Annotated in this window: 14 protein-coding genes; 10 read left to right on the plus strand and 4 right to left on the minus strand. The window is 63.7% G+C overall.

Annotation, left to right across the window (positions count from 1 at the left end):
- Positions 1 to 8: 8 nt before the first annotated feature.
- The 5 genes from trpE (at position 9) to gpmI (ending at position 5,642) form a co-directional block, all read left to right on the plus strand.
- Complete coding sequence (gene trpE / locus L21SP4_RS02915) at positions 9 to 1,538, plus strand: anthranilate synthase component I (RefSeq protein ID WP_052881253.1); 1,530 nt, start codon at positions 9 to 11, stop codon at positions 1,536 to 1,538.
- Entirely contained in the window at positions 1,535 to 2,101 is a 567-nt protein-coding gene (locus L21SP4_RS02920; RefSeq protein WP_052881254.1) for an anthranilate synthase component II, read from the plus strand. The genes trpE and L21SP4_RS02920 overlap by 4 nt, the downstream gene beginning before the upstream one ends.
- Complete coding sequence (locus L21SP4_RS02925) at positions 2,098 to 2,886, plus strand: TatD family hydrolase (protein WP_074041370.1); 789 nt, start codon at positions 2,098 to 2,100, stop codon at positions 2,884 to 2,886. The genes L21SP4_RS02920 and L21SP4_RS02925 overlap by 4 nt, the downstream gene beginning before the upstream one ends.
- A gap of 4 nt (positions 2,887 to 2,890) precedes the next feature.
- The gene (locus tag L21SP4_RS02930; protein WP_052881256.1) at positions 2,891 to 3,382 is read left to right on the plus strand and encodes a SixA phosphatase family protein; all 492 of its coding nucleotides are present in this window, start codon (positions 2,891 to 2,893) and stop codon (positions 3,380 to 3,382) included.
- 604 nt (positions 3,383 to 3,986) lie between these two features.
- Positions 3,987 to 5,642 (plus strand): 2,3-bisphosphoglycerate-independent phosphoglycerate mutase, encoded by a 1,656-nt coding sequence (gene gpmI, locus L21SP4_RS02935; RefSeq protein WP_052881257.1) that lies wholly within the window; start codon positions 3,987 to 3,989, stop codon positions 5,640 to 5,642.
- A gap of 34 nt (positions 5,643 to 5,676) precedes the next feature.
- Here gpmI and L21SP4_RS02940 read toward each other — a convergent pair whose 3' ends face one another.
- On the minus strand, positions 5,677 to 6,510 hold the full coding sequence (locus L21SP4_RS02940; RefSeq protein ID WP_052881258.1) for an enoyl-ACP reductase FabI: 834 nt from the start codon (positions 6,508 to 6,510) through the stop codon (positions 5,677 to 5,679).
- Between the two features lie 631 nt (positions 6,511 to 7,141).
- Here L21SP4_RS02940 and L21SP4_RS02945 point away from each other — a divergent pair.
- Together L21SP4_RS02945 and nadB are read left to right on the plus strand one after the other, a co-directional pair.
- A complete protein-coding gene (locus L21SP4_RS02945) occupies positions 7,142 to 7,429 on the plus strand; it encodes a hypothetical protein (protein WP_052881259.1) in 288 nt (95 codons plus the stop codon).
- Positions 7,426 to 9,090 (plus strand): L-aspartate oxidase, encoded by a 1,665-nt coding sequence (gene nadB, locus L21SP4_RS02950; RefSeq protein WP_201774675.1) that lies wholly within the window; start codon positions 7,426 to 7,428, stop codon positions 9,088 to 9,090. Before L21SP4_RS02945 ends, nadB begins: the two co-directional genes overlap by 4 nt.
- 248 nt (positions 9,091 to 9,338) lie before the next feature.
- Here nadB and polA read toward each other — a convergent pair whose 3' ends face one another.
- Positions 9,339 to 12,110 carry a DNA polymerase I gene (polA, locus tag L21SP4_RS02955; protein WP_052881260.1) on the minus strand — a complete coding sequence of 924 codons (2,772 nt, stop codon included), beginning with the start codon at positions 12,108 to 12,110 and terminating at the stop codon, positions 9,339 to 9,341.
- 41 nt (positions 12,111 to 12,151) lie between these two features.
- On the opposite strand from polA, the gene L21SP4_RS02960 reads away from it, so the two are divergent.
- Positions 12,152 to 12,697 (plus strand): shikimate kinase, encoded by a 546-nt coding sequence (locus tag L21SP4_RS02960; RefSeq protein ID WP_052881261.1) that lies wholly within the window; start codon positions 12,152 to 12,154, stop codon positions 12,695 to 12,697.
- 391 nt (positions 12,698 to 13,088) lie between these two features.
- A complete protein-coding gene (locus tag L21SP4_RS02965) occupies positions 13,089 to 15,050 on the plus strand; it encodes a glycoside hydrolase family 97 protein (protein ID WP_052881262.1) in 1,962 nt (653 codons plus the stop codon).
- Positions 15,051 to 15,103: 53 nt separating this feature from the next.
- On the opposite strand, the gene L21SP4_RS02970 is transcribed toward L21SP4_RS02965, so the two are convergent.
- Entirely contained in the window at positions 15,104 to 16,366 is a 1,263-nt protein-coding gene (locus L21SP4_RS02970; protein WP_052881263.1) for a uroporphyrinogen decarboxylase family protein, read from the minus strand.
- A gap of 236 nt (positions 16,367 to 16,602) precedes the next feature.
- Here L21SP4_RS02970 and L21SP4_RS02975 point away from each other — a divergent pair, with 236 nt between their 5' ends.
- Positions 16,603 to 17,241, plus strand: a complete 639-nt coding sequence (locus L21SP4_RS02975; RefSeq protein WP_052881264.1) for an MBL fold metallo-hydrolase — start codon at positions 16,603 to 16,605, stop codon at positions 17,239 to 17,241.
- A 132-nt stretch (positions 17,242 to 17,373) separates the two neighbouring features.
- Here the strand turns inward: L21SP4_RS02975 and L21SP4_RS02980 are convergent, their stop codons facing one another.
- A complete protein-coding gene (locus L21SP4_RS02980; RefSeq protein ID WP_052881265.1) occupies positions 17,374 to 18,570 on the minus strand; it encodes an MFS transporter in 1,197 nt (398 codons plus the stop codon).
- Between the last annotated feature and the right edge of the window lie 380 nt (positions 18,571 to 18,950).

An 18,950-nucleotide genomic window follows, 5' to 3' on the forward strand; every position in this document is an offset into this window, starting at 1 on the left:
GAGGGTCCATGACGGTCATGCCGGACAAGGCGAGCTTTATGGAACGGGCTGCGGACGGGAACCTGATCCCCGTCTGGCGGGAGTATCTCCCCGATCCCGAAACCCCGGTCTCCGCGTACGCCCGCGTGCGGACGGCGCTGCGCGAATCCGGCCGCGCCACCCACACGTTCCTGCTCGAGAGCGTGGAGGGCGGCGAACGGATCGGACGCTATTCGTTTATCGGCGGACGTCCGCGCGCGATCGTCCGCGCCCGGGGCGACCGGGTCGAAATCGAGGAGCGCGGGGGGGAGACGAAGGTCGCGGAGGGCGTGGAGCCGCTCGAGGCCCTGCGCAGCTACATGGAGCGCTTCCGGCCGGTCGAGGCGGACGCCGACCTGCCGCCGTTCATCGGAGGCGCGGTGGGCTTTCTCGGGTACGACTGCGTGCACCAGTTCGAGCCCCGCGTGCCCGTCTGCGACCGGGACCCGCTGCACGCCCCTGATATGGTCTTCCTCGTCACCGATGCGATCGTCGTGTTCGACCGGGTGCAGCACAGGCTGAAGATCGTCGCCAACGCGTTCATCGACGGCGATCCCGAATCCGCCTACGATGCGGCGGTCCGGGAGATCGACTTCCTGGCCGACGCGCTCCGCCGTCCCGTCGAACGGATGCTGGTGGACGGACACGAGCCGGTCGATCCGCCGGAACCGTCGTCGAATATGACCCGGGAGCAGTACGAGCAGGCGGTGGAAAAGGCGAAGGAGTATATCCGGGCGGGCGACATCATCCAGACCGTGCTGTCCCAGCGATTCGAGGTGGGCCACGAGGGCGATTCGCTCGATGTCTACCGCGCCCTGCGCTCGATCAACCCCTCGCCGTACATGTTCCTGCTGGACATGGAGGACAGCTCGCTGGTGGGGTCCTCGCCCGAGATCCACGTGCGCTGCGAAGAGGGCGAGGTCGAGGTGCGCCCGATCGCCGGCACGCGGCCCCGGCACCTCGATGCGGTCGAGGACCGGCGGCTGGAGGCCGAGCTGCTGGCCGACCCGAAGGAGCGCGCCGAGCACATCATGCTGGTCGACCTCGCGCGCAACGATATCGGCCGCGTTTGCCGCGCGGGCAGCGTGCAGGTTCCCGACCTGATGACGATCGAACGCTACAGCCACGTGATGCACATCGTCTCGGACGTCACCGGAACCCTCGCCCCGGGGTATGACGGCTACGATTTGCTCCGGGCCACGTTTCCCGCGGGGACGGTCAGCGGAGCGCCGAAGATCCGGGCCATGGAGATCATCGCCGAACTCGAACGGATGAAACGCGGCCCCTACGCCGGCGCGGTGGGCTACATCAGCTTTGACGGCAACCTCGATACCTGCATCACGATCCGCACGATCATCCTCGACGGAGGCAAGGCCTACGTGCAGGCGGGCGCGGGAATCGTCGCCGATTCCGTGCCCGCGAACGAGTACGAGGAAACGCGCAACAAGGCGCGGGGTATGCTCACGGCGCTGGCGCTCGCCGGACGCTTCCGCGAAGCGCGCGGGGAGGTGTCGCCATGATCCTGGTGATCGATAACTACGATTCGTTTACGTACAACATCGTCCAGCAGCTCGGGGAGCTGGGCGTCGAGACGGAAGTGCATCGCAACGACGAGATCACGGTCGATCAGGTCAGGGCGCGGCGCCCCGAACGCATCGTGATCAGCCCCGGTCCCGGCGGCCCGCCGGATGCGGGCGTCTCGTGCGAGGTGATCCGCGCCCTGGGTCCGGAGATCCCCGTTTTCGGCTGCTGTCTCGGTCACCAGTGTATCGGCGCGGTCTACGGCGCGCGCATCGTCCGCGCGGCCCGGCTGATGCACGGAAAGACGTCGCCGGTCCACCACGACGGACGGGGCGTGTTCCGCGATCTGCCCGATCCCTTCGAGGCCACGCGGTATCACTCGCTCATCATCGACCGGGATTCGCTGCCCGGGGATCTGACCCTCACGGCGTGGACGGAGGAGGACGAGATCATGGGGGTGCGCCATGCGGAGCACCCCGTGGAGGGCGTCCAGTTCCATCCCGAATCGATCCTGACGGTCGAGGGCCGGAGACTGCTCGAAAACTTTCTGGCCCGCGGATGAGGTTGTTCGATACCCACGTGCACCTGGACGGACTGGGCGGAGCGCAGGAGATCGAGGCGGGCCTGGCGCGCGCGCGCGATGCGGGCGTCGACCGGATCCTCGCCGTGGGCGGGCGGCCGGAGGCCGACGAAACCGCCCTCGAATGGGCGCAACGGTATCCGGGCTCGATCTTCGCCTCGGCGGGATGCGACCGCGATCAGGCCGGCCGCTCCCCGGACGAGGCGGGATTGCGCACGCGGCTCCGCCGGACGGAGTGCGTGGCACTCGGAGAGATCGGACTCGACTACCATTACCACGGACCGGAGGAGCGCGAAGCCCAGCGCGAGCTGTTCGAGCGGATGCTCGCGATCGCCGCCGAAGTGCATCAACCCGTCGTGATCCATTCGCGTGAGGCCGACGACGACACGCTCACGGCGCTGCGCGCATTCGCGGCCCGCCCCGGGGCTCCGTCGCCGCCGGGCGTCCTCCACTGCTTCACCGGCGGCGAGGCGTTTGCGGAGGCCCTGGTCGACATTGGTTTTTTTATCAGTTTCAGTGGTATCATCACCTTCAGAAATGCCGAGGCCCTTCGCGCGGCGGCGAAAACGATCCCGGCGGAACGGCTGCTGATCGAGACGGATACGCCGTATCTCGCTCCCGTGCCGCACCGCGGGAAACGCAATGAACCCGCGCACGTGATCCGGGTCGCGGAGACCCTGGCCGAACAGCGGGGAAGCCGCGTGGAGGACATCGCTGAACAGACAAGATGCAATGCCGAACGACTCTTCGGCCTGCAGGGAGGATGAGGCCATGAAGCGGGTGACACTGATTCGTCACGGGAAAGCGGAGAAGCAGGGGGATCGGGGCACGGACTTCGATCGCGACCTGAATGAACGGGGCCGCAATGACGCGAAGAAAATCGCGGCGAAGCTCAAAGCGGAAGCGTTCCGTCCATCGGTGATCGTCACGAGTCCCGCCGTACGCGCTGCGGCGACCGCGCGGTATTTCGCCGAAGCCCTGGGGGCTCCGCTGTGCGAGGATCCGCGTATCTTCCGGAACAGCGTGCCCGACCTGCTCGAGGTCATCCGGAATCAGGAGGATGAGTTCGGGCACATCGCGCTGGTCGGTCACAATCCTTCGATGGAGGGGCTGCTGGCGTACCTCGTTCCGGGTGTCGAAGGCGAGATGAGCACCTGCGAGGTCGCCGATATACAGCTCGATCTCGATCGCTGGGCCGACGTCGGGGAAGGCGCGGGCTCGCTGCGGGCTTCGTATTCGCCGAAGAACATGGGTGCTTCGTAGGTTTCTGGTTATTCGGGATCGAAATCGGGATTCACCGGTTCTTCGCAGATTTTTGTGGTGGAGCCGTTCGGGAAAGAGGCGGGATGGAAGACGACAAACGTTCGTAGTAGCGCCGCAAGCCTGCCCCCGGCAGGCCAAGGCGCGTGAAGATAACGGCCCTGGCCCTGCTTCGCAGGCCTGCGGGCCTACTACGAACGTAAGAGAGAACGCACGATTTCTTTGGCTGTGCTCTTCTCATTCATCTTTGCGATTTGCGGGTAGGGCGCGATCTCTCCGCCTTCGGCCCTTTATGCCTTCGGCGGACAGGCTAAGCGCGCCGCTCTTTTTGCGGACGGCCTTCTGCTGTCCAGCAGAATCCCTACCTTCACATGAAGGACATGAAGGTTGGTTGAGGGGGGTGCACATAATTCGTACTCTTACTCGTACGCGTCCTCGGAGCGCCGGAGGCGCGATCCCATCCATCGATTCAAGGAATTCGAGTACGAGTACCGCTTTGCTGAGTACGAGCACGGGGATGATTACGCCGGCGAGTAATCCGGGCTAGACCCGGCGGTCGGGTCTCTGCCATACTTCGCCCCCACTTTATTCACGGAGGGAACGCATCATGGAATCACTGAAAAAACATCCCCGTTTCGCGGGGGTTGAAGGTCCGGTCGTGCTGGTCGTCATGGACGGTATCGGCATCGGCAGACAGGACGAAGGCAATCTCGTCCACCGGGCGAAGACGCCGAATATCGACTGGTTGGCCGAACACGCCATCGCTTCGCAGCTCAAAGCGCACGGCACGGCCGTGGGGCTGCCCACCGACGGCGATATGGGCAACAGCGAGGTGGGCCATAATGCCATCGGGGCGGGACGTATCTTCAACCAGGGCGCGGCGCGGATCAATACGGCCATCGAGGACGGCGTGCTCTGGGACGGAGAGGTCTGGCGGGAGCTGACCGGCAACGTCAAGGAGCGGAAGTCGACGCTGCACTTCATCGGCCTCTTCTCCGACGGCAACGTGCACAGCCATCTCGATCACCTGCGCGCCATGCTCCGCCGCGCGAAAGACGAAGGCGTCGGAACCGTCAGGATCCACGCGCTCCTCGACGGGCGCGACGTGCCCCCGACGTCCGCGCTGGAGTATATCGATGACTTCGAGGGATTTCTCGCAGATCTCAATGCGGAACACGGGGTGGATTACGCCATCGCCTCCGGCGGTGGCCGGATGAACATCACCATGGACCGCTACGAGGCCGACTGGGACATGGTCGCCCGCGGCTGGAAGATCCACGTGCGCGGCGAGGGACGCGCCTTCTCCAGCGCGCGCGAGGCGGTCGAAACCTTCCGCGGAGAGAAGCCCGGCATCCTCGACCAGGACCTGCCCGGGTTTGTGATCGAACGCGACGGCGCCCCGGTCGGTCCGGTGCGCGACGGCGACAGCGTGATTCTTTTCAATTACCGGGGCGACCGGGCCATCGAACTGAGCCGGGCGTTCGACGAGGACCCGTTTGACAAGTTCGACCGCGGTCCGCGGCCCGACGTGAAATTCGCCGGGATGATGCAGTACGACGGTGATCTCGAGATCCCGAAAAAGTTTCTCGTCCCGCCGCCGCATATCGACCGCACCATCGGCGAGTATCTCTCGAAGACCGGGGTGAAGCAGCTCGCGCTCAGCGAGACCCAGAAATTCGGTCACGTGACCTATTTCTTCAACGGCAACCGCTCCGGAAAATTCAATCCGGACTACGAGGACTACGTCGAAATCCCGTCCGACCGCTGTCCCTTCGAAGACAAGCCGGAGATGAAGGCGAAGGAGCTTACCGACAAGACGGTCGAGGCGATCGAAAGCGGCCGGTACCGCTTCATCCGGCTGAACTACCCGAACGGAGACATGGTCGGCCATACCGGCGTATTCGAGGCCGTCATCAGGGGGATCGAGGCCGTGGACGAGGGCGTGGGGCGGATTATGGAGGCGGTGAAGAAGACGAACGGAGCACTGATCGCCTCCGCCGACCACGGGAACTCGGACGATATGGCCGCACGCGATAAGAAGACCGGGGAAATCCTGCGCGACGAACACGGCCGGCCCAGACCGAAGACCGCCCACTCGCTCAATCCGGTTCCGGTCTACGTCTACGACCCCTCAGGGCAGTCGAACGCCCGGCTCTCCGGCCACCCGGATCTGGGCATCAGCAGCCTGGCCGCCACCAGCCTCGTGCTGATGGGCTACGAGCCGCCCGAGGACTATACCCCGAGCGTGGTCGAGGTGGGGTGAGCGAAGGCGAGGGGATGAAGAGGACCGATCCTCGTTACCCCTTCAGCGCCTTCGCGGGTTTGCTGACCTTCGGCCGTTCGGAGGGGAGCAGCTGACCGCCCATGGCCGAGACTCCGCCGTCGACGTGAATCGTCTGGCCGGTGATCTTCTTTGAATACTCGCCGAGCAGAAAGACGACCGACTGCGCCACGTTCTCCTTGTCCTTGACGGGATCCCAGGGCAGGGGGCTCATCTTCTTCCAAGTGCGCGAGAGATGGGCGAAATGCGGGATCGACTTGGCCGCCTTCGTGGTCAGCGGGCCGGCCGAGACGGCGTTGACGCGTACGTGTTCTTTGCCGTACTCGCGGGCCAGCGCCCGCACGGCGGCCTCGAGCGCGGCCTTATTGACGCCCATCCAGTTGTAGTAGGGGAAGGCGACCTGCGATTCGAAGGTGAGCGCAACGACCGATCCGCCGCGTGTCATGCGCTCCTGCGCGAAATGGGTCACCGGCGCCAGCGAGACGCAGCTGATGTGGAAGGCCTGCTTGAGATCCTCCCAGGAGTTCGTATAGAAGTGGTCGCCGAGGCACGTCTTGGGATTGGCGAACGCAATCGAATGGAGTACGCCGTCGATCGGCCCCGTCTTGTCGAAGAGGTTGCGGATCTCGTTCTCGACGGTCACATCGCAGTACTCGATGCGCATCGCGTCCTTGTCCCGCTGCGAGAGACCGCTCGACCCGCGGTCGAAAAAGATCTTCCGCATCCGCTCGTTCTGGACCGTGTAGATCACTTCGCCGCCGAACTGCTCGATGGCGCGTCCCGCCGCATACGCGATCGAATCCGCATTGAGCAGTCCCATCACCACATACCGTCCGCCTTTGCGTATCATTTCCACTCCTTCGCATTCCTGTCCGTTGCGTTGCTCTCGCGTGTTCCGACTCAACCTAACCGGAGAGGTTCCCCGGGTCGAGTCCATCCGTGTCATCGGCAATTCGTGGTCGAAAACACAAGAAAGTTCTCTCGCAAAGGCGCCGGGACCGCAAAGATAAATGAGAAGAGCACAGGCAAAGAGATCGTGCGCGCTCTCTTGCGTTCGTAGTAGGCCCGCAGGCCCGCGCAGCGGAAAAAGTTCGTAGTAGGCCCGCAGGCCTGCGAAGCAGGGCCAGGGCCGTTATCTTCACGCGCCTGGCCTGCCGGGGGCAGGCGTGCGACGCTACTACGAACGGATAACGCGCCTTGGCCCTTCGGGCGCGTGCGGCGCTACTACGAACGGTATCACGCGCCTTGGCCCTTCGGGTGCGTGCGGCGCTACTACGAACAGGTCCATCCCCTGGTTCAAGGAATTCGAGTACGAGTACCGCTTCGCTGAGTACGAGTACGATATTCCCCCGGGGGTCCCCATGTGGAACTCAGGAGTCCATCCGTGCCGTGCGTCTATTTCTGATCTTTGTCTTTCAACCGCGCGGTCTTTGTCGGAAAATGCCGTCGTCGGTGACGGCATCAACCGAAGGAGGTCGATTATGGGAGAGGAGATCAAAAGCGCCTACGAACTGGCGCTCGAACGCCTCGGCGGAGAGAAGTCCAGTCTCTCGGCGGGACAGAAGCAGGCGCTGGCGGAGGTCGATACGAAGACCGGGGCCCGCGTCGCGGAGCAGAGCATCCTCTACGACCAGCGGATACAGGATGCGCGTGCGACCGGAGACCACGCCGCCGTCCAGGAACTCGAAGGGGCGAAAACCGCTGAAATCAACCGCCTCCGAGAAGAGGCCGAGGAAGAGAAGAACCGGATCCGCGGGGAGAAGGTATGACCCCGCAGTCCCCCGGACGCCCGCCCCCCGCCGCGATGAAGACGCTCGATTGCGACTTTCTCGTGATCGGTTCCGGTTCCGCGGGTCTGCTGGCCGCGATTCATCTCAGCCGGCACGGCCGCGTGTTCGTCGTCTCCAAGCGCGCCCGCACCGAAAGCAATACGAACTACGCCCAGGGCGGGATCGCCTGCGTGGTCGATAAAGACGATTCGATCGGCCAGCACCTCCAGGACACCCTGCGCACCGGTTGCGGTTTGAGCGAGGAGTCCGTGGCCCGCGAAATCCTGGAGGCGGGACCGGACCGCATCCGCGAGCTGGAGCAGCTCGGACTCCGGTTTGCAACCCGCAAGGGACGCCATCCCGACGAGTACGACCTGGGGCAGGAGGGCGGACACTCGCGTCGCCGGGTCCTCCATGTGGGGGACATCACCGGCGGAGAACTGATCCGCGTCCTTCTCGGCCGGGTCAACGAAGAGCCGGACATCAAGGTCATCGAAAACTGGACCGCCATCGACCTGGTCACCACCGGATGGCTGGGACAGGACGGGCCGAACCGGTGCGTGGGAGCCTATTTCTTCAGCAGCGACACGGGCGAGGTGCTCGCCGTCCGGGCGGGCGCCACGCTGCTGGCGACCGGCGGCGTGGGCAAGACCTATCTCTATACGAGCAATCCCGATGTGGCCACCGGCGACGGGCTTGCCATGGCCTGGCGCGCGGGGCTCCCCGTGCGGGATATGGAGTTCATCCAGTTTCACCCGACCTGCCTCTACCACCCGCACGCCAAGTCCTTCCTGATCAGCGAAGCGGTCCGCGGCGAGGGAGCGGAACTGATCGACGCCGCCGGACGGCCGTTCATGCATAAGTTCACCGGGCAGGGGTCCCTGGCGCCGCGCGACGTGACGGCGCGCGCGATCGACCACATCATGAAAAGCCGCGGCGACCCCTGCGTCTACCTCGACATTACGCACAAGTCGGAGGAGTTTCTCCGCGGCCGCTTCCCCAACCTCTACGAGACCTGCCTCCGGTTCGGTGTCGACATGGCGCGCCAGCCCATCCCGGTCGTGCCCGCCGCCCACTACTCCTGCGGAGGGGTCATCGCCGGCACCGACGGGACGACCGAAATGAAGGGGCTCTTCGCCTGCGGCGAAGTGGCCAGCACCGGTCTGCACGGCGCCAACCGCCTCGCAAGCAATTCGCTGCTCGAAGCGCTGGTCTGCGCCGGCCGAGCGGCGGAGCGCATGGCGGACTATGCCGCGGACGAGGACGGAACGATCGAGGACCGGATCCCGTCCTGGAAATACGGCGACGCCGTCCACAGCGACGAGGCGGTCGTCGTCGAACACAACTGGAACGAGGTGCGTTCGGTGATGTGGGATTACGTGGGCATCGTACGCTCCGACCGCCGCCTCGCGCGCGCCCGCAAGCGGATCACGACGATCCGCGAAGAGGTGCGCAACTACTACTGCGCCTACCTCATCACGCGCGACCTTCTCGAACTGCGCAGCGTCGCCGCCGTGGCCGAACTGATCGTCCGCTCCGCACAGCGGCGGCGGGAGAGCCGGGGACTGCACTACACCAAGGATTATCCGGAGCCCTCCCGCAAAACACCGGAGCATACGATCATCCGGAACACTCCCGGCGGCCCGCTGAAGACGGATTAGAAGGCGGGGCAAGAAGGTGGGGGCAGAGTCAGGGTCAGAGTTAGAGTCAGAATCAGAGTCAGAGTTAGAGTCAGAATCAGAATCAGAGTAAGAGTGGGAGGTGAGTGAGAAACCTGAAACCTGAGTAAGATCTCAGAGTCAGAGGGAGTGGGAAGCCTGACCTGAGTTCCACATGGGGGCCCCCGGGGGAATTCAGCCTTCAGCCTTCAGGTTTCAGGTTTCCCACTCCTCATTCTCTCCGCCCGATCTCAATGTGCCTCGAGCCAGTTCGCTCCTGTGCCGGAGTCGACGACGACGGGCACGGAGAGCGGCAGGGCCTCGCGCATGATTTTCTCGATCCGGGGGACCAGCTCGGTCTGTTCCTCGAGGTGGAGGTCGAAGACGAGTTCATCGTGGACCTGCAGGAGCATCCGTGAGCGCAGACCTTCGCGGTCGATCAGGTCCCGGACGCGGATCATGGCCAGCTTGATCATATCGGCCGCCGTCCCCTGTATGGGGGCGTTGATGGCGTTGCGTTCCGCGGCGCCGCGGACGGTCGCGTTGCGGACGTGGATGTCGCGGATATGCCGGCGGCGGCCCGTCTTTGTCTCCACGTAACCGGTCTCGCGTGCGGCGGCGACCGTGCGCTCCATGTATTCGCGCACGCCGGGGTATTGCGTGAAATACTGCTCGATGATTTCCGCGCCCTCCTCGCGGGGGATGACGAGTCGCTGCGCGAGGCCGAACGCCGAGATACCGTAGATGAGGCCGAAATTAACCGTCTTGGCGCGCCGGCGCAGCTCGCGGTCGACGGACGGGGGCTCGACCCCGTAGATCCGGGATGCCGTGGCAGCATGGATGTCCTCGCCCCGCTCGAAGGCCTCCCGCATCCCCGTATCGCCGCTCAGGTCGGCCATGATGCGCAGCTCCACCTGCGAGTAGTCGCAGGCCAGCAGGGTGAACTCCTCCGAACGCGGGACGAAGGCGCGGCGGATCTCCTGTCCCTCCTCGCGCCGGATGGGAATGTTCTGAAGGTTGGGTGTGTGGCATGCCAGCCGCCCGGTCGCGGTGTTGGTCTGGGCGAAATGGGTGTGGACCCGCCCGGTGGAAGACACGACGTACCGGGGCAGGGCGTCGACATAGGTGCCCTTCAGCTTCATCAGCCGACGGTGTTCGAGGAGTCGCGCCGCGATTTCGTGTTCCGTCGCCAGGGACTCCAGCACGGCTTCGTGGGTCGCGTACTGTCCGGTGCGGGTCTTTTTCGGTTTGGCCTTTAGTTTCAGATGGTCGAACAGGACTTCGCCGAGCTGTTTGGGGGAGTTGAGGTTGAACTCCATCCCCGCCTCCCGGTAAATGATCCGTTCCAGTTCCCGAAGCTGTTCTTCGAGCCGGGCGGCGAAGCGTTCCAGCGCCGCGGTATCGAGCGCAATCCCCTCGCACTCCATTTCGGCGAGCACGGGCACGAGCGGGCTTTCGATCTCGTAGAACACGCGCCGCTGTCCGGCCTCCTCCAGCATGGGTTCAAGTCGGCGCCAGAGCTGCAGCGTGATGTCGGCGTCCTCGGCGGCATACTCCCGCAGACGGTCCGCGGGGACGTCGCGCAGCGTCTTCTGTTCGCGGCCCTTTTCCCCGATCAGTTCGCGGATCGGGATCGGGCGGTAATGAAGCAGCGTCTCGGCGACGTGGTCCATGCCGTGCCGCTGGTCGGGATCGATCAGGTAATGCGCGATCATCGTATCGTAGCAGGGACCGCGAACCCGGATCCCCTGCCAGCGCAGGACACAGAGATCGAATTTCAGGTTATGGCCGATCTTGATCAGACCGTCGTCTTCCAGCACCGGCCTCAGAAGATCCAGCACCGTTTCGAGGCTGGACGCATCCACCGGGACAAACCACGCCTCGTGCGGTTCGACCGCGAAAGAGAGGCCGATCAGCTCCGCCGTCTCCGGATGCAGCGAGGTGGTCTCGGTATCGAGACAGAACGCTCCACTCGCCTTGAGCGTACGGCGGAGCGCCTTGAGGTCCTCCTCCGTCGATACGGCATGATAGTCGTGCGGGGTGTCTGCGATGGTGCTCACATCCCGGGGTTCCCCGGCGGTCTCCTCCATGGCGAACAGCTCTGTCTGCGCCGCTTCACCGGTCTCGGCGGCGACCGGTTTCGGCGCCGGTTCCTCGCCGAAAAGCCGACGAGCGACGGATTTCAGCTCGTACTTCCGCAGGAGGGTCCGGAGTTTCGCGGCGTCGGGGTCCCGCCGCCGGAAGTCCTCGAGCCGCACCTGCAGCGGTACGTCGCAGCGGATGGTCACGAGCTGCTTGCAGAGCCGGGCCCTGTCGCGGTTCTCCTCGATCTTTTCGCGCTGTTTGCCCTTCAGCTCGTCGGTATGCGCCAGGAGGTTTTCGACCGAGCCGAACTGCCGGATGAGTTTCCCGGCCGTCTTTTCTCCGATCCCCGGCACGCCCGGGATGTTGTCGGAGGTGTCCCCGGCGAGGCCGAGGATGTCCGCGACCTGTCCGGGGTTTTCGATGCCCCATTGTTCGCGGACGTCGGACGCGCCGAGGATTTCGGGCGGACCGCCCTTGCGGCCCGGGCGGTAGAGGTGGACGTGGTCGTTCACCAGCTGTGCGAAATCCTTGTCGGCGGTGACCATGTAGGACTCGTAGCCCTCTTCCGGCGCATGGCGTGCGAGCGTGCCGATCACATCGTCGGCCTCCACCCCTTCCTCCATGAGCACCGGTATGTGGAACGCGTCGAGCATCTCGCGGATAATGGGCACGGACTCGACAATGCCCTCGGGCGTCTCCTCCCGCTGAGCTTTGTACTCGGGAAAGACCTCGTGGCGGAAGGTGGGTCCCCCGGCATCGATCGCCACCGCGATGTGCGTCGGCTCCTGATTTTCCTGGATTTCGACCAGGGCGTTCAGGAAGCCGAACACGGCCGACGTGTTCACCCCGTCGGAGGTGATCAGCGGATTGCGCAGGAAGACGAAATAGGCCCGGTAGATCAGCCCCATGCCGTCGATCAGAAAAAGTTTCTTGTCCATCCCGATTTATCTCCCGCGTTGGCGATGCTATATCCTACGGCATGAAGACCGCCGAACAAAGTCAATCTCCCGGCCCCCGCGGCCGTAATGTGGTGCTGATCGGGATGCCCGGCTCGGGCAAGAGTACCGTCGGGGTGCTGCTCGCACGCCGCAGCGGACGGGGATTCATCGACACCGATCTGCGCATCCAGCAGGCGGAGGGCATGAAACTGCAGCAGGTGCTGGAGCGGCGCGGGCTCGACGGCTTCCGCAGGCTGGAAGAGGAGACCCTACGGGCGCTGCGTGCGGAACGATGCGTCATCGCCACCGGCGGAAGCGCGGTCTACAGCGACGCCGCGATGACGCACCTGCGCTCGCTCGGCCCGGTGGTCTGGCTGGACTGCGGCGTGGACACGCTGCGGCGGCGGATCGGGGAGGGCGGTCAGCGCGGCATGGTGCGTCGCCCCGGTCTCTCCCTTGAACAGCTCGCTCGCGAACGCCGCCCGCTCTACGAGCGCTGGGCCGACCTGCACATCGATGCCTCCGCCGGCTCCGCCGAGGAAGTGGCGGGGGAGATTCAGAAACTGAGCGGGAAGGCTGAGACCTGAAGGCTGCGTGGGGGGAGAGATTGAGGGAGACCGGAAACCTAAGTAAAAGTGGTTCTTCGTGGATTTTTGTGGAACGACTGAAATCGTAGCGGCTGGATTAGAAATCCGCTTGCGTCACAACGTACGCATACTCGTGCTCAGCGAAGCGGTACTCGTGCTCGATCTCTTGAATGGGATAAAGGATCGCGCCTTCGGCGCTCCGAGTACGAGTACGAGTACGAGTAAGAGTAAGAATGATGTTCACCCCTTCATGCTCTTCAGCCATCAGGTTTCAGCCCTCTCACTCCAGACCCTCCCCCATGCCTCCCCGATTATGTTCTGGTAAAATAAAAGGTGAACGTGACAATACTCCTGCGTAGGTTTTCGTTTCCCGACCGTAAGGAGCGTTCGAATGAAAAAGCTGCTGTGTGTGCTGCTCGCGGGGTGCTGGGTCACGGGGCTCCCGGCGGGGGCGATCGATCTCTCTCTCAGCGCCGGAATGGCTTATCCCGGCGTCTGGCCGCAATTCCGCGGCGAAGTCTACCGTCATACCGTCATCAGTCCGCTGGGGCGGGTCAGCGCCGAGGTGGACGTGCATCCCGGTGGCCAGCTCACGATTCAGGTGCAGCGCGGCTGGGAGACGGTGCTCCAGCGCTCGCCGATCGGAATCACGGTCGACGGGGTGGAGCTGGGCGACGACGTGAAGCTGGAGGTACTGAATCGCTACGCGGTGCGCGAGCGATACGACACGCGGGGGCGCGCTTCGCGGGCGCGCCATCACGCCGACGGCCTGAGGCTCAAGGTATGGCACTACCCTTACGACGAGTACTGGGTGCTCGACGTGCGCGCCTACGACACCGGCATCGCCTGGCGCTATCAGATCCCGGGCGAGGGGACGCACCGGGTCGTCGGCGAGGTCACCGCCTTCGATTTCCCGAGAAAGACCGTGTTCTGGGCGCAGGACGATCCGCATACCTTTGAAGCCGAATGGCGGCGCTGGCGCCTCGATCAGCATAAAGATCAGAAAACCGAATTCGGTCTTCCGGTGACGGCCGAGCTGCCCGACGGCCGGTTTGTGATGATTGCCGAGGCCGACGTGCTGCGTTACAGCGGCATGAGTCTGAGGCTGGATGAGGGCGGACTGCTGCAGAGCCGCTTCATCCACGACCCGCAGGGCTGGACGATGGAGGGACCGTTCACGTCGCCGTGGCGCGTGGTGCTGGCGGCCGATCACCTCGATCAGCTCGTACAGTCGCGGGTGATCCATCACCTCGCTCCCGAACCGGACCGGCACCTGTTTCCCGAGGCGATGCGCACCGGGTGGCTGGAGCCCGGGACCTGCTACCGGCCGGAATGGGTTCATGGACGCGAGGGCGCCCGCTGGAACCGGCAGAAGGCGCTGGTGGATGAAGCTTCCTCTCTGGGGTGCGGGAGTTTCAGGGTCGGCGCGGGCTGGGAAGATCCGGAATTCGGCTGGGGGCGCGGAGACCGGCGCTGGGAACGCCTCCGCGAACTGGTGGAATATGCGGGCAACCGCGATATCGGAGTCTGGATATCGGTGAGCACGGAAGAAGACCGGCGGTCCCGCCTTGAGAGTGCGGATGAGCGGAAGGCGTTCTTCGACCGCTGCGGGAAGGCGATGGTCGAAGGGGTCACCTTTAACGGGTTGAGCGGCGAATCTCAGGACACATTGGCGTTGAGCATGCAGCTGCTCCGGGAGGCCGCGGCGCGGGAGCTGATGGTGAGTTTTCGTGATACGGGCAAAGCGGCGGGCCAGATGCGGACCTGGCCCAACGAGATGACGCGCGAAGCGATCCGGGGCCTCGATCACAACCGAAACGAGGGCTACGCGTTGCCCGCGTCGCAATACTGCGTGTATCCGTTCACCCGGCTCATCGCGGGTCCGGCCGACTTCAGTCCGATGACCCTGCGCCCGGACCGTATGGGCGATACCACGGCGGGACTGCAGTTCGCCTCGGCGGTGATTTTCAGCTCGCCGGTGCACGCCTGGGCGGATTCAACGGACGTCTATCGCGAAAGCCTCGCCTTCGACATGATGCGTGCCATGCCCGTGAGCTGGGATGAGACGCGGGCGATCGCGGGAAGCGAGATCGGGCGGGTGGCGGCGTTCGCGCGCCGCAAGGGCGAAGAGTGGTGGGTAGCGGTCATGAACGGCACCGACGAGGCCTTCGAGTATTCGCTCGGCACGTTCTTCCTGAAAGACGGCCACTGGCAGGCCACGATCCTGCATGAAGCCGAGGACGACCCGCATAAGCTGGCCCGCGCCGTGACCGAAGTGCGGGCCCTGCATGACCCGCTGCTGATCAAGGTCCACGCCCACGGCGGATTCGTGGCGCGATTCGTACGGAAATAGTGAATCGGGCTATTCCAGGGGAAGAGTCATTCCAAAAAAATGGACTCCGTCTTTTACGCGGACGGCCGGTTATACTCGCGCACGGCGTCCAGCATAGCGACGAGGTTTTCCACGGGGGTCCGCGCCTGGACATTATGGATCGTATTAAAGACGAATCCGCCCTGTTGGCCGAAGATCCGGCAACGTTCCGCCACCTGCCGCCTCACGTCCTCCGGTGAGCCGAAGGGCAGCGTGTGCTGGGTATCCACGCCCCCGCCCCAGAAAGTCATTTGATCGCCGTACGAATCCTTCAGGTGCTGCGGGTCCATGCCTTCGGCGGAGCACTGCACCGGGTTCAGAATATCGAAGCCGGATTCGATCAGGTCGGGAATCAGCGGGTCCACCGCCCCGCATGAGTGCTTAAAAGTCTTCCAGGGGGTGTGCTCGTGAATCCAGTCGTTCACCCGCTTGTAGTAGGGGAGCCACAGTTCGCGGTAATCCTCGCGCGAGCAGAACTGGCCCTTCTGCGTACCGAAGTCGGTGCCGCAGATGAAGACCGCATCGACCTTGTCGCCGGCCACCGGCGCGAGCTTCTCCAGGTTGCCGATGGCGATATCGCACTGCTTCTGAAAGATTTCATGGACATAGTCCCGGCGGATCACGAGTGACATGTACCATTCCTCGATATCGCGGATACCCTTCGGGTGCTTGAGCATGGGGCCGGGGACCAGTGCGATGTCTCCGAAGGCGGTGCCGCCGAAATTCGCGATCACGGACCGACCGGTCGCGGCGGCGCGGTCGATCTCGCCGCGCCAGTATTCAAGATCCTCTTCGCCGACGGGGGCGAACTCCTGAAGGTTGTCCTCGGGATTCAGGCGGTCGTCGTCGATCTCCTCCTGGCGGATGATCGTGTCGAAAAAGAACGCCGCGTTCGCCATTTTCGCACAGGGTGGCGCGGAGGTGTCTCCTTCGGGATATATGAGGATGTCGCCGTTCGGCTCCGTCGTGGTGTTGAAATCGCCGGGCACCAGGACATCCTGCCCCCAGGGGGTACGCCATTCCTTCCAGTTCCCCGCAGGGAATCCGAACATGGTTCCGCTGGGCGCCGCGGGCACGACGTCCACATCCAGCACGTCCATCAGGTCCGGTTCGATTTCGCCGAGCATCTGGTAGGGTTCAGTGACCCTGACCGGATGGCGATCCAGTCCGAAATGTTCACGGAGCGCCGCCACCACGGAGACGTGGATTCCGGTCACCGCCGTAGCTCCGAAGTCCACCGGCAATTTTTCCGGAGTCCGGTGATTCAATGCATCCTGTACACAACGCCGACGATCCATCACAATCTCTCCTTTTCAGCGGTTCATCCTGTAGAAACCGGGCGCCCATTATCCTTTGCGGGACCGACCGGGTCAAGCCCGCACGCTTTTCGGGAGTTTCCCCGGAAAAAACCGCTTCATTCCAAAAAGACTGGATCACGGTTGTGGGACATGGTAGTCAGGAACGCTTCACCCGATCACGAGCCGACGTCTCACGCGAGGCGGTAGAGTGGAACATTCAACCCCGGATATCGACCATGCAGATTGAGACCCTCGCCACCGGACCTTTCGAAGTCAACTGTTACCTGGTCACGGGGGACGATACCCACGCACTCGTCATTGACCCCGGTGCGGGAGGGGAACGCATCGACCGCGTGCTCAGGGAAAAGAAATGGGAGGTTGCGGCGTACCTGATTACGCACGGTCACGCCGACCACCTCAACGCGCTCGGCGGACTCCACCGTCGCCGTCGCGCCCCTGTGGCGATGCATCCCGCCGACGCGGAGTGGGCCTTTGACGACCGCAACCAGATCCCGGGGTATTACGGGGTTCCGGAGCGGCCGGACACCATCGAACGCGAATTGGCCGACGGTCAGATCTGGGAAGACGCGGGACTGCGCTACAGGATCATAACGACCCCCGGCCACTCCCCCGGCGGAGTATGCTTTCACTTTGAGGATGAACAGGTACTCTTTTCCGGCGACACGCTGTTTCAGGGCAGCGTCGGGCGGACGGACCTGCCTTCCGGCGATGCGAAGGTGCTGAGCGATTCGCTGAAGAAACTGCTCGCCCGGGTCGGAGACCGGTGCCGCGTCCACCCCGGTCACGGCGCCCCCACCACGATCGGCGCCGAGAAAAAAAGCAACTTCTTCCTTCAGCGCCTGCCGGCGATCTGATCGCCCGGAACAGCTTTCTGTTCATACATGCGTGATCGTTAACGAAGTCCGCGGCTCTCCTCAGCGAGGGGCGCGGAGGATGCCGGGCGGGACGGGCGAACGCCGCCCGTCCCTGTGGCTGAACCTTCGCGTTCAGCCACCGACCGGGGCACGGAGCGCGAGCCCCATGATCAGCGCCAGCACGGCCAGCACGACCGCCGTGCCGCCGGCGACTTTCATGCTATCCTTGATCGTCCTGCCCTCGCCGCTGGAGATCGCGCCCATCCACGCCGGCAGGAAGATCGCGCCGACCAGCCCCACCGCGAAAATCAGGCCGAAGGCCGAACCGCGCAGCTCGGCGGCGGTACGCGAGAGTGTGACGCCGATCACCGTGGGAAACACCGGAGCGAATACCAGTCCGGTTATGATCACGGCAAGCGAGGCTGCGCCGAGCGCATGGATTTTCACCATGGAGAACAGGGTGATTGCGGCGACAAGGCCCAGCCCGAGAATGAACCACGGTCCCGCGAGATCCAGGCTCGTTCCCATGCCGATGAAGATTCGCGCCACCACCAGCGAAGCAAGCAGGCGTCCGGCCATGACGGCGACCCAGAAACCGGACAGGGCGCGCGAGGCGCGTTCTTCCGTCGCGCCCAGGTGACTCATATAGGTGGTGATCCAGCCCCCCATGGATACCTCGAGGGCGATGTAGCACATCAGCGCGAGAGCGCCGAGAATGATGTGGGGTTGCATAATCAGTTCCGCCGCCTTGGCCATGCTGAATCCGGTGGGCGGCTCGGGAAAGGTCCCGAAGATCGCGAACACCACAGGCACGAGAATAATGCAGGCCAGTGCCGTCAGGGTGGCGGCATACGTCGTTTTGCGGAACAGCCAGGCCGTGATCAGCGGCACGCAGAAGGCGCCGATACCGAAAAAGACATTACCGAAATTATTGGAGGTGCTGGCGTCTTCGAAGAGGATCGATTCGTACGTGAGCATGGTGTTGCCCACGGAGTTCATGAACATGCCGCCGATTCCGAGCAGCACGCAGCCGAGGATCGCGGCGCCGTATTTGTTTGCCTTGCCGAACAGAAAAATAGCCAGCGCGCCGAGCACATACCCCATAATCGCCACGGCCTTGAACCCCATCTTGTCGCACAGCATGCCCGCCAGGAGCACGAAGATCAGGTTGCTGAAATTGTAGACCGAAAAGAGTCGCCCCATGCGGGCATCGTCGATGCCGAGGTTCCGGGTCAGTCTGAGTTTAACCGAGCCCAGCAGCGCCATGGTCATTCCCAGGCCGAAAACGCTGGTAATCGCCACAATCGTCGCAAATAACATCGAATCCATCTCACCGCCTCCTTCTTTGAACAAGCAGGGTATTTCCTGCCTTTTGGAAGCGGGAGTCTAAATCGTGTGCCGAATATTTACAAATTATAAACTGAAACCCCGTTGTTCCTGAATTCAACATTGGGACAGCCCGGTAATATCGGACTCTTACTCAGCGGAGCGCTTCTCGTACTCGATTTCTTGAATCGGGGCTGTGGGATCGCACCTTCGGCGCTCCGAGTACGCGTACGTATCATGTGCTCTATGACCCGGAGGTGAAGCCCGGTTTCGATTCTATTTTACTCTGATTCCTCCTCCTCCCCGAACCAACCTACACGTGCACCCCCTGGAGGCTGTGTTTTTGGGTAAAGCCTTGATTTCCCGGTCTGAATCCGTACCCT

It is taken from the genome of Kiritimatiella glycovorans (assembly GCF_001017655.1).
GTDB lineage: Bacteria > Verrucomicrobiota > Kiritimatiellia > Kiritimatiellales > Kiritimatiellaceae > Kiritimatiella > Kiritimatiella glycovorans.

Coding starts and splice junctions, on each gene's coding strand:
- trpE (WP_052881253.1), top strand. CDS start 9: ATGACGGTCATGCCGGACAAGGCGAGCTTTATGGAACGGGCTGCGGAC.
- L21SP4_RS02920 (WP_052881254.1), top strand. CDS start 1,535: ATGATCCTGGTGATCGATAACTACGATTCGTTTACGTACAACATCGTC.
- L21SP4_RS02925 (WP_074041370.1), top strand. CDS start 2,098: ATGAGGTTGTTCGATACCCACGTGCACCTGGACGGACTGGGCGGAGCG.
- L21SP4_RS02930 (WP_052881256.1), top strand. CDS start 2,891: ATGAAGCGGGTGACACTGATTCGTCACGGGAAAGCGGAGAAGCAGGGG.
- gpmI (WP_052881257.1), top strand. CDS start 3,987: ATGGAATCACTGAAAAAACATCCCCGTTTCGCGGGGGTTGAAGGTCCG.
- L21SP4_RS02940 (WP_052881258.1), bottom strand. CDS start 6,510: ATGATACGCAAAGGCGGACGGTATGTGGTGATGGGACTGCTCAATGCG.
- L21SP4_RS02945 (WP_052881259.1), top strand. CDS start 7,142: ATGGGAGAGGAGATCAAAAGCGCCTACGAACTGGCGCTCGAACGCCTC.
- nadB (WP_201774675.1), top strand. CDS start 7,426: ATGACCCCGCAGTCCCCCGGACGCCCGCCCCCCGCCGCGATGAAGACG.
- polA (WP_052881260.1), bottom strand. CDS start 12,110: ATGGACAAGAAACTTTTTCTGATCGACGGCATGGGGCTGATCTACCGG.
- L21SP4_RS02960 (WP_052881261.1), top strand. CDS start 12,152: ATGAAGACCGCCGAACAAAGTCAATCTCCCGGCCCCCGCGGCCGTAAT.
- L21SP4_RS02965 (WP_052881262.1), top strand. CDS start 13,089: ATGAAAAAGCTGCTGTGTGTGCTGCTCGCGGGGTGCTGGGTCACGGGG.
- L21SP4_RS02970 (WP_052881263.1), bottom strand. CDS start 16,366: ATGGATCGTCGGCGTTGTGTACAGGATGCATTGAATCACCGGACTCCG.
- L21SP4_RS02975 (WP_052881264.1), top strand. CDS start 16,603: ATGCAGATTGAGACCCTCGCCACCGGACCTTTCGAAGTCAACTGTTAC.
- L21SP4_RS02980 (WP_052881265.1), bottom strand. CDS start 18,570: ATGGATTCGATGTTATTTGCGACGATTGTGGCGATTACCAGCGTTTTC.